The organism is Sarcina sp. DSM 11001 (assembly GCF_900101015.1).
Classification (GTDB): Bacteria; Bacillota; Clostridia; order Lachnospirales; family Lachnospiraceae; genus CAG-791.
Genome location: NZ_FNFZ01000068.1, coordinates 1 through 1677 on the forward strand (window position 1 = coordinate 1; position 1677 = coordinate 1677).

General features: G+C 46.8%; 1 protein-coding gene. It reads left to right on the plus strand.

Features of this window, described 5'->3' with window-relative positions; genetic code table 11:
• The first annotated feature begins 161 nt into the window (after positions 1-161).
• The gene (locus tag BLT02_RS16640) at positions 162-1487 is read left to right on the plus strand and encodes an IS1380 family transposase (protein WP_092998160.1); all 1326 of its coding nucleotides are present in this window, start codon (positions 162-164) and stop codon (positions 1485-1487) included.
• Positions 1488-1677: the final 190 nt, after the last annotated feature.

The window sequence follows — 1677 nt, forward strand, 5'->3', positions numbered from 1 at the left end:
CCTGAATTATTCACCGCTATGCGGTGATAGCGGCTAAAAGCCGCATAGTTGCTGTGTTTACTGCAATATTTGCTTTCACCTATAAAGTGAATAGAAAAAGAACCTGATTCTTGGTAAGATAAAGGTGCTCAAGCCAATAAAAAACCAAGAAGGAGGTTCCTGTGACTTATTCTAACACCATTTCGCTTGAAAGCAATAAGCAAATCAAAATCAATTTCAACGGTGGCGACCTTTCTTCAGATGCCGGGCTCCTGCTCATCAAGGAGTTTGCCTGCAAAATCGGACTTGTCAAACTGGTAAAAAAACTGTTCCACACAAATGACTCTGCCGTGTTCAGGCGGCATACGGATGCAGATAACCTCATGCAGATGATCTATCAGATCATTGCGGCATATTTCGAAGATGACTGCTCCGACGAGCTGACAAATGACCCTGTCCTTACTGCAGTCCTCGAAAAGGAAGCGCTGGCATCTCAGCCGACCTTGTCCCGGTTCTTTAACCGCATGGATGAAGATACCATTTCCCAGTTTGATGCTATCGATTCTAAAATGCGGGAGATCGTATACTCTATAAAGCATCCGGAACATATGCTGTTTGACCTTGATTCCACACTCCTCAACACCTACGGCAGGCAGGAAGGAGAAGGCTTCAACTACCATTACCAGGCACACGGATATCATCCGCTCCTCTGCTTTGACGGACTGACTGGAGATCTGCTGAAAGTGGAACTCCGTGACGGGACGCAGTACTGCAGCAAGGAATCTGACCTCTTTATGATCCCGCTGATGCAGGAATATCGAACGAAGTATCCGTCTCTTCCTCTCTACCTTCGCGGAGACAGCGGATTTGCCTCCCCTGCTCTATACGAAGCCTGTGAGGAAAACGATTGTAAATATGCCATACGGCTCAAAGACAATGCAACGCTGCGAAAACTGGCAGCGGGTGAAGACGAAGCCCTGTCCAGAGCAACAAAAGATAATCAGGTCGACTATGCCGTTGAATACGGGGAATTTCTGTACCAGGCCGGAAGCTGGTCACATCCGAGGAGAGTCGTCTTCAAGGTTGAAAAACCAGCAAACCAGTTTGTACACCTGTTTACCTTCGTCGTCACTACAATGGAAATGGAACCCTGGCAGGTGATCCGTTTCTATTGCGGCCGCGGCAAAATGGAGAACTTCATCAAAGAAGGAAAAAGCGGATTTGATTTTTCCTCTGTCAGCAACCATTCGAAAATCGTTAACGCAAACCGCCTTCGTGTCCATGCAATGGCATATAATCTCTTCAACTGGTTCAGACGTCTGGCACTGGCTGCGAATATGAGAAAGCAGACAGTTGATACCATCCGGCTGAAAATGCTGAAGGTTGCCGCCAAAGCTGTACATTCGGCGCGATACACGATTTTTAAACTTTGCAGCAGCTGTCCTTATAAAAAGGAATACTACCAAACACTTGCAAATATCAGGGGCTTGAAACCAGCAGCAGTATAGTGGCCGCCACTTCTGCATCCCTGATATGATGCAATAAGAAACATTGACAATCTCGCAGGAATCCCTTGATATTTGTAGGGGAAGTATGCCCTTTTTCAAGCGGTAGCTGGGATTCCTCAGAGATAACTGGTAAAAATCAGGCACCAGACACGGGGCATGGTCTTGCGTTGGTGTCCATGAATAATTCAGG